The organism is Halomonas sp. G15, from assembly GCF_021282295.1.
GTDB classification, from domain to species: Bacteria; Pseudomonadota; Gammaproteobacteria; order Pseudomonadales; family Halomonadaceae; genus Halomonas; species Halomonas alimentaria.
This window is the reverse complement of record NZ_JAJSPA010000065.1, coordinates 1-9,179: the sequence shown is the minus strand read 5'-3', so window position 1 is coordinate 9,179 and position 9,179 is coordinate 1. Positions and strand designations below refer to the sequence as shown.

At 65.4% G+C, this 9,179-nt stretch carries 8 protein-coding genes; all 8 read left to right on the top strand.

Annotation, left to right across the window (positions count from 1 at the left end; genetic code table 11):
* Nucleotides 1-231 precede the first annotated feature (231 nt).
* Nucleotides 232-1,818, top strand: coding sequence for an ABC transporter substrate-binding protein (locus tag LWH48_RS17630; RefSeq protein WP_232913602.1), 1,587 nt, complete (start codon nucleotides 232-234; stop codon nucleotides 1,816-1,818).
* A gap of 71 nt (nucleotides 1,819-1,889) precedes the next feature.
* Entirely contained in the window at nucleotides 1,890-2,894 is a 1,005-nt protein-coding gene (locus LWH48_RS17625; protein WP_232913601.1) for an ABC transporter permease subunit, read from the top strand.
* 10 nt (nucleotides 2,895-2,904) lie between these two features.
* The gene (locus LWH48_RS17620; RefSeq protein ID WP_232913600.1) at nucleotides 2,905-3,804 is read left to right on the top strand and encodes an ABC transporter permease subunit; all 900 of its coding nucleotides are present in this window, start codon (nucleotides 2,905-2,907) and stop codon (nucleotides 3,802-3,804) included.
* Between the two features lie 39 nt (nucleotides 3,805-3,843).
* A complete protein-coding gene (locus LWH48_RS17615) occupies nucleotides 3,844-4,800 on the top strand; it encodes an ABC transporter ATP-binding protein (RefSeq protein ID WP_232913599.1) in 957 nt (318 codons plus the stop codon).
* Between the two features lie 24 nt (nucleotides 4,801-4,824).
* Nucleotides 4,825-5,811, top strand: a complete 987-nt coding sequence (locus tag LWH48_RS17610; RefSeq protein ID WP_232913598.1) for a dipeptide ABC transporter ATP-binding protein — start codon at nucleotides 4,825-4,827, stop codon at nucleotides 5,809-5,811.
* A 170-nt stretch (nucleotides 5,812-5,981) separates the two neighbouring features.
* Nucleotides 5,982-6,902, top strand: a complete 921-nt coding sequence (locus tag LWH48_RS17605) for a DMT family transporter (RefSeq protein ID WP_232913597.1) — start codon at nucleotides 5,982-5,984, stop codon at nucleotides 6,900-6,902.
* Between the two features lie 38 nt (nucleotides 6,903-6,940).
* The gene (locus tag LWH48_RS17600; protein WP_232913596.1) at nucleotides 6,941-8,512 is read left to right on the top strand and encodes a bifunctional GNAT family N-acetyltransferase/carbon-nitrogen hydrolase family protein; all 1,572 of its coding nucleotides are present in this window, start codon (nucleotides 6,941-6,943) and stop codon (nucleotides 8,510-8,512) included.
* Between the two features lie 4 nt (nucleotides 8,513-8,516).
* Nucleotides 8,517-9,179: zinc-dependent peptidase (locus tag LWH48_RS17595; protein WP_232913595.1), on the top strand; the 663-nt coding region annotated here is incomplete at its 3' end.

Sequence of the window (9,179 nt, the reverse complement as noted above, 5' to 3'; positions counted from 1 at the left end):
AGCCAGATAACCTGGCTGCCAGGGAAAACAGACCACATGAGGTGGTCGGAAATTGATCGCCGACGCGGTGATTGAGTCACTCTGAGTTCCTCAGTCGCTCGAAACCGAATTGATCAGTGGTTCCCTAAAGAGGCAATTGATTAAACGCTCGCTGGCCCAGCATACTGGGATGATAACGCCGTGACGTCTTGTGGCGTCACGGCGAACACACCCATCCGCAGGAGAGCAACAATGAAAAAAACACTGCTGGCAGCCAGCGTCGCGACCATGATGCTCGGAGCGACCCCGGTCATGGCCAAGACCCTGGTGTTCTGTTCGGAAGGTTCCCCGGAAGGCTTCGACCCCTCGCTCTATACCACCGGCACCACCTTCGATGCGGCGAGCAAGACGATCTACAACCGCCTGATCGAGTTCAAGACCGGCACTACCGAGCTTCGCCCGGCCATCGCCGAGAGCTGGGAGGTGTCCGACGACGGCATGGAGGTGACCTTCCATCTGCGCGACGACATCGAGTTCCACACCACCGACTACTTCACTCCCAGCCGCCCGCTCAATGCCGACGACGTCCTCTACTCCTTCAGGCGTCAGATGGAGGAGGACAATGCCTTCTACCAGCACAACAGCGGCAACTACGAATACTTCAACGCCATGTCGATGGGCGAGCTGATCGACGAGATCGTCAAGGTCGACGACCACACGGTGAGGTTCGTGCTGACGCGCCCCGAGGCCCCCTTCCTGGCTAACCTGGCGATGGACTTCGCCTCCATCCACTCCAAGGAGTACGGCGACCAGCTGCTCGAGGCGGGGACTCCCGAGCGAGCCAACCGCCAGCCCATCGGCACGGGCCCCTTCCAGCTGGTGGGCTATCAGGAAGACGCGGTCATCCGCTATGCCGCCAACCCGGATTACTTCCGCAACCAGCAGCCACTGGACAATCTGGTCTTCGCCATCACCCCGGATGCCCAGGTGCGCTACCAGAAGCTGCAGGCGGGGGAGTGCCATGTCATGCCCTACCCCAACCCATCCGACATCGACGAGATGAAGCAGGACGACAGCCTCCAGGTGCTCGAGGAGCCCGGGCTGAACGTCGCCTATCTCGCCTACAACACTCGGCAGGAACCCTTCGATGACCCGCAGGTCCGCAAGGCTCTGAACATGGCCATCAACAAGGAGGCGATCATCGAGGCGGTCTTCCAGGGCGCCGGCGAGGTCGCCAAGAACCCCATCCCGCCGACCATGTGGGGCTACAACGAGGCCATCGAGGACGATCCGTACGATCCGCAAAAGGCCGAGCAGATGCTTGAGGACGCCGGCGTCGAGGACCTGGAGATGAACATCTGGGCAATGCCGGTTCAGCGCCCCTACATGCCCAACGCGAGGCGCACCGCCGAGCTGATGCAGGCGGACCTGTCACAGATCGGTGTCGATGCCGAGATCGTCACCTACGAGTGGGGCGAATACCTGAAGCGTGCCTCGAGCGTCGATCGCGAGGGCGCGGTTATCCTCGGCTGGACTGGCGACAACGGCGACCCCGACAATTTCCTCGCCGTGCTGCTCGGCTGCGATGGGGTCGGCGGTGCCAACCGCGCCCAGTGGTGCCACGAGCCGTTCGACGAGCTGGTTATGGAAGCCAAGACGCTGAGTGATCAGGCCGAACGTGTCGAGCGCTATGAGCAGGCCCAGGCTATCTTCAAGGAGCAGGCGCCCTGGAATACCCTGGCTCACTCGGTGGTGTTCATGCCGCTGCGCAAGGAGGTCACCGGTTACACCATCGATCCCCTCGGCGGACACAGCTTCGAAGGCGTCGACCTCAAGTAACAAGGCTCTCCACTGCTCGGGGCGGCCATCATGGTCGCCCCATCGCCGTTCGACATGGCTGACGCAACACGATGCTAAAATTCATTCTCATCAAGATCGCGCAGCTGATTCCGACCTTTATCGGCGTCACGATCGTCGCGTTCTCGTTCATTCGCCTGCTGCCCGGCGATCCCATCCTGCTGATGGCGGGCGAGCGCGGCATCTCGGCGGAGCGTTACGCCGAGCTCGAGGCCCAACTCGGCTTCGACCGCTCCCTGATTGCCCAGTATCTCGACTTCATCGGCAATCTGCTGCAGGGCGATCTCGGCACCTCACTGGTCACCCACGCGCCGGTGATGGACGAATTCATGAGCCGCTTCCCGGCAACCGTGGAGCTGTCACTGTTTGCCCTGCTGCTCGCCGTCATCGTCGGCCTGCCCGCCGGCGTCCTGGCCGCCACGCGGCGCGGCACCTTCATCGATCATAGCGTGATGGGCGTCAGCCTCACCGGCTACTCCATGCCGATCTTCTGGTGGGGCCTGCTGCTGATCATGCTGTTTTCCAGCACCCTTGGCTGGACTCCGGTCTCAGGGCGAATATCCTACCTTCATTTTATCGAGCCAGTCACCGGACTGCTGACCATCGACACCCTGCTCGCCGGCAACTGGGAGGCCTTCCGCTCGGCACTGCACTACCTGATCCTGCCCGGCATCGTGCTGGGGACCATTCCCATGGCGGTGATCGCCCGCCAGACACGCTCCTCGATGCTAGAGGTGCTGGGCGAGGACTATGTGCGCACCGCCCGCGCCAAGGGCCTCTCCAACTTCCGCGTGATCATGGTGCATACCCTGCGCAACGCCCTGATCACCGTGGTCACGGTGATCGGCCTGCAGGTCGGGGTGCTGCTGGCCGGCGCGATCCTCACCGAGACCATCTTCTCCTGGCCGGGGATCGGCAAGTGGATGATCGATGCCATCTCGCGTCGCGATTACCCCGCCGTCCAGGGTGGCCTGGTACTGATCGCCTTCATCGTGATGCTCGTCAACCTGCTGGTCGATGTCGCCTACGGCGTCATCAACCCCCGTATTCGTCACTAGGGAGCCGACCATGACCACCCTTTCCCCTTCGGCCGCCCCCGGTACCCTGCGCTACCAGCTGGCCGAATTCTGGGGCTCGTTCAGCGCGAGCCGCGGTGCCCTGGTAGGCCTGCTGTTTATCGTCTTCATTCTCGTTGTCGCCCTGTTCGCGCCCTGGGTCGCCCCTCACGATCCTGCCCTGCAGAATCGCGATGCCTTCCTGGTGCCGCCTGTCTGGCATGCCGAGGGCAGCTGGCGCTATGTCCTGGGCACCGATGCTGTGGGCCGTGACGTGCTCTCTCGGCTTATCCACGGGGCTCGCTATTCGCTGTCGATCAGCGCCATGGTGGTGGTGCTGTCGATGGCGGTGGGCATCTTCCTCGGCCTCCTGGCGGGCTATTTTCGCGGCTGGCTCGAAACCGTGATCACGCGGTTGATGGACGTGGTGCTGGCCTTCCCCAGTCTGCTGCTGGCGCTGGGGCTGGTCGCCGTGCTGAGCCCCGGCCTGACCAGTGCGATGATCGCCATCGCTCTCGTACAGCTGCCGTATTTCGTGCGCCTGACCCGCGCGGCGGTGATCGGCGAGAAGGACCGGGAGTACGTGATCGCCAGCCGCCTGGCCGGTGCCGGCCATGGGCGGCTGATGTTCAACACCCTGCTGCCCAACTGCATGGCGCCACTGATCGTGCAGGCGACGCTGTCGTTCTCCACCGCCATCCTGGATATCGCCGCGCTGGGCTTCCTAGGCATGGGCGTGCAGCCCCCGACACCCGAGTGGGGGGCAATGCTGGCCAACGCTCGCGAGTTCATGGGCAGCGCCTACTGGGCGGTCACCTTCCCGGGCCTGGTGATCCTGCTGACGGTGCTGATGATCAATCTGATGGGCGACGGCCTGCGCGACGCGCTGGACCCCAAGCTGAAACGCTCGTAAGGGGCGCCCGTCGCGGGCACATCACGGACGGAACATCCTATGGCATTACTGGAAATCGAAGGGCTGGACGTGCGCTTTAGCACCTCCACCGGCCTGTTCCCCGCCGTCGAGGACGCCAGCCTGTCCGTCGACAAGGGCGACGTACTGGCGATCGTCGGCGAGTCCGGCTCGGGCAAGTCGGTGTCGATGCTGGCGACCATGGGCCTGCTGCCCTGGACCGCCGAGGTCAGCGCCACCAGGATGGCCTTCGACGGCCAGGACCTGCGCCGGCTCAGCTCGCGCCAACGACGCAAGATCATCGGCGGCGAGATCTCGATGATCTTCCAGGAGCCGATGAGCAGCCTCAATCCCTGCTTCACCGTCGGCACCCAGATCGATGAAATGCTCAAGCAGCATCGTGGCGGCTCGCGCAAGCAACGCAGGGAGCGCACGCTGGAGTTGCTCGCCCAGGTCGGTATTCCCGACCCCGAGAAACGCATCGGTGCCTATCCGCACCAGCTTTCCGGCGGCATGAGCCAGCGGGTGATGATTGCCATGGCCATTTCCTGCAATCCCCGCCTGTTGATCGCCGACGAGCCCACCACCGCGCTGGATGTCACCATCCAGGCACAGATCCTCGAGCTGCTGCTGGAGCTCCAGCGAGACAATGACATGGCGTTGATCCTGATCACTCACGATATGGGGGTGGTCGCCGAAACGGCCCAGCGAGTGATCGTCCAGTACGCCGGACGCCAGGTAGAGCGCCAGGACGTCAAGGCGCTGTTCGCGCACCCTCGCCACCCCTATACCGAGGCGCTGCTCTCGGCACTCCCCGAGCGCGCCGGCGATCAGCAGCGTCTGCCGACGATTCCCGGGATGGTGCCGGGCCAGCACAACCGCCCCACCGGCTGCCTGTTCAACCCGCGCTGTCGCTACGCCACCGAGCACTGTCGCAGGGTGGAGCCCAGGGCGGCGGCCGACGACCCGGCCCGGACGCTATGCCACTATCCTCTCTAGGAGACCTATCGTGAGGAGACCGACATGACCGGCGAGGCCGTCATACATGCCGTCAACCTGACCCGTCACTATCGGATCAAATCGGGCCCCTTTACGGCTCCTGCGGTGGTCAAGGCGCTCAACGAGGCCAGCTTCGACCTCTATCCCGGCCAGACCCTGGCCGTGGTCGGCGAGTCGGGCTGTGGCAAGTCGACGCTGGCGCGGGTGCTGACGATGATCGAGCCGCCAACCAGTGGCGAGCTGACCATCAATGGCCACCGGGTCGAACTGAAGGAGGGCGAGCCGCCGCCCGCCGACCTGCGTCGCGACGTGCAGATCATCTTCCAGAACCCCTACGGCTCGCTGAACCCACGCAAGACCGTGGCGACCATGCTCGAGGAACCGCTCAGGCTAAATCGCCGCGAGATGAGTGCCACTCAGCGCCGTCAGGCGGCCCTGGAGATGATCGACCGGGTCGGCCTGCGCCCCGAGCATGCCGACCGCTACCCGCACATGTTCTCTGGCGGGCAGCGCCAGCGCATCGCCATCGCCCGGTCGCTGATGCTCAATCCCAAGGTGCTGGTGCTCGACGAGCCGGTCTCGGCGCTGGACCTGTCGATTCAGGCCCAGATCCTCAACCTGCTGGCCGACCTGCAGGATGAGTTCGACCTCGCCTACGTGTTCATCTCCCACGATCTCTCGGTGGTCAAGCGCATCGCCGACGATGTCATCGTGATGTACTTCGGGCAGCCGGTGGAGACCGGCCCCGCCTCGGAGGTCTTCACCCGGCCGCGCCACCCCTATACCCAGGCACTATTCTCCGCCACCCCCGTCGCCGATCCCAACCGACGCAAGGACCGGGTGCGCCTCCAGGGCGAGCCGCCGTCGCCGCTGGCCCCGCCTCCCGGCTGCCCCTTCGCCCCACGCTGCTTCAAGGCCACCTCGGAGTGCAGCCTGGGGGATCCACCGCTCGAGGCGGTGAACGCCCATGTCAAGGTGGCGTGCATTCATGTCGAGAAGGAAACCAGATAAACACACCGGCCGAGCGTGACGTTCCGCGGATCACACGGGCTACAATCGCCGCGACAGCAAGGACAGTCAGCTGCCCTGACGTCCCGAGAGAACAGGGGTGACCCTCCGCCCTTGAGACACCGGGAACCACGGCCCCGATACGCGGGGCCGCTTCATGTACGGAGGTCCGCATGCCACTGCTCTATTTCCTGCCCCCACTCGGCGCCGTGCTGATCTGGTCCGGCAACATGACCATCAACCAGCTGACCGTCGGTGCCATCGCGCCCAGCAGCATCGCCTTCCTGCGCTGGGTGCTGGCCCTCGTCGTGCTTACCCCCCTGGTGGCGCCGGCGGCCTGGCAGCACCGCGCGACGATCCGCCGCGAGTGGCCGAAGCTCGCCGTGCTGGGACTGCTCGGCATGGGACTATGGCAGGGGCTTGCCTATATGGCCGCCGAGACCACCAGCGCCACCAATATGGGTATCCTGGCCGCCATGGTGCCGCTGCTTACCGTGCTGCTCAGCGCCCTGATCCTGCGCGAGCCGCCGAGTCTCGGCGGTGTGGCCGGCGGTGTCCTGGCACTGGTCGGCGTGGCCATCCTGCTGGGGCGCGGCAACCCGCTCTCGCTGCTGGAGTTGACGGTGGCAAAGGGCGACGCCCTGATGCTGGTGGCCGCCACCTGCTACGCCCTCTACGGGGTAATGCTCAAGCGCTGGCCCATCGACCTGCCGCCCTGGGTGCTGCTCTTCGGCCAGGTGATCTTCGCCGTGCTTTTCCTGCTGCCACCCTACCTGCTGGGTCCCATGACCCCGGTCGATTCGAGCAACGTCGGCCTGATCCTCTACGCCGGCATTCCCGCCTCCATCGTCACCACCTTTCTGTGGATGCTGGCGATCCGCCGCATCGGCGCCAGCCAGGCGAGCATCTTCATCAACCTGATGCCGCTGTTCAGCGCCATCATCGCCATGCTCACCCTGGGCGAGCGCATCGCCCTGTTCCACTTCCTGGGCGGGGCGCTGATACTCGCCGGCGTAATCATGGCCCAGACCCTGACCCGGCCACTGCGCCGCCCGCCCATCGCGGCACAGGGCGGCACCGATCGCTCATGCTAGACTCTGCCCTCTGCCCCACCTGATCTGAAGGATGCACCATGTCCCTCGACGACCTGCACCTCACGCTTCGCAACCTGACGCTGGATGACTACCCCCAGCTCGAGTCGCTGATGGACGCCGTCTACCACGACATCGGCGGCGCCTGGTCGCGGCACACCATCGAGAAGCTGATCGAGTCCTTCCCCGACGGCCAGGTGGTCATCGAGGATGACGGCCGCCTGGTGGGCATCGCCCTGACCGTGCGGGTCGACTACGACGAGTTCACCAACCCGCACAAGTACGACGATCTGATCGGCAAGCGCGAGGTGATCCTCGACGACCCCGAGGGTGATGCCATGTACGGGCTGGACGTGCTGATCCACCCCGACTACCGCGGCTACCGCCTGGGGCGGCGCCTCTACGACGCGCGCAAGGAGCTGTGTCGCTCGCTGAACCTGCGCGCGATCCTCGCCGGCGGGCGCATCCCCCAGTACCACCAGCACGCCGAGGAGCTCTCCCCCACCCAGTACATCGACCGGGTGGCGCGCAAGGAGATCCACGACCCCATCCTCTCCTTCCAGCTGGCCAACGACTTCCAGGTCAAGCGCCTGCTGCGCGACTACCTCCCCGAGGACGAACGCTCCCAGGGCTACGCCACCCTGCTGGAATGGAACAACTTCCTCTACGAGCCCGCCGAGCTGGTGCTCGATACCCGCAAGACCCAGGTAAGGGTGGGTGCCGTGCAGTGGCAGATGCGTGAGTTCGATTCGGTGGAGGCGGTGCTGCAGCAGGTGGAGTACTTCGTCGACGCCCTCTCGGACTACAAGAGCGACTTCGCGGTCTTCCCGGAGCTGTTCAATGCGCCGCTGATGGGGCTACAGAACCGCGCCGCCCAGCAGGACCAGATGGCAGCCATCCGCTTCCTGGCCAGCTTCACCGAGCAGTTCAAGACCGAGCTCTCGCGCATGGCGGTCTCCTGCAACATCAACATCATCGCCGGCTCCATGATCGAGGTGGGCGAGGACGACCGCCTCTACAACGTCGCCTACCTGTGCCACCGCGACGGCACCCTGGAGCGCCAGGCCAAGCTGCATATCACCCCCCAGGAGCGCCGCGACTGGGTGATCGAGGGCGGCGACGACCTCCAGGTGTTCGACACCGACGCCGGGCGCATCGGCATCCTGATCTGCTACGACGTGGAGTTCCCGGAGCTGCCGCGGCTGCTGGCCGAGCAGGAGATGGACATCCTCTTCGTGCCCTTCTGGACCGATACCAAGAACGGCTACCTGCGGGTGCGTCACTGCGCCCAGGCCCGGGCCATCGAGAACGAGTGCTACGTGGTGCTGTGCGGCAGCGTGGGCAACGTGCCCTCCATCGAGAACATGGAGATCCAGTACGCCCAGTCGTCGGTCTTCTCGCCCTCGGACTTCGCCTTCCCCCACGACGCCGTGCTCTCCGAGACCACCCCCAACACCGAGATGATCATGTTCTCGGACCTCGACCTGACGCGGCTGACCATGGTGCGCAACGAAGGCTCGGTGACCAACCTCAAGGATCGCCGCAAGGACCTCTTCGACCTGCGCTGGCGCGACTGGTCGTGGAAGTCCGGGGCCGACCTCGACGAGAGCTGAGCCGATGCTGGGGCGCCTGAAACGTTGGCGAGAGGCGCGCTTCGCGGCGCGCCACCCCTTCCCCGAAGACGCCTGGGCCGAGGCACGCGGACGCGTGCCGCTGCTCACCGCCCTGGCCGAGGAGGAGGCCGCACGCCTGGGCCAACGTGCCTGGCGCTTCCTGCACGCCAAGCGCGTCACCCTGCACCCCGAGCTCGCCGAGGCCACCCCCTTCGACCTCCCCGCCAGGCTTGCCCTGGCCGCCCAGGCCTGCCTGCTGACCCTGGGCTGGCCCGAGGAGGAGCATCATGAGGCCTTCGCCAACGTCCACGAGGTACTGGTGCTGCCGGACGCCTTCCAGCGCCGGGTGGAGGAGATGGACGAATTCGGCGTGATGCACGAGTACGACGACGAGCGCGCCGGCGAGACCTCCCACCAGGGGCCGGTGGTGGTGGCCTTCCCCGATCTGATGGAGAGCGGCGACTTCTCGGGTTTCAACGTGCTGATCCACGAGTTCGCCCATAAGCTCGACCTGGGCAACTCGCTGGACGTCGACGGCTTCCCGCCGCTGCCCGCCGAGATCGACCCGCGGGAGTGGCACCGGGTGTTCATGGCGGTGTGGGACGACCTCCAGGCGCGCCTCGAGCGCGACGAGCCCCCCCCCATCGATGACTACGCCGCCACCCAC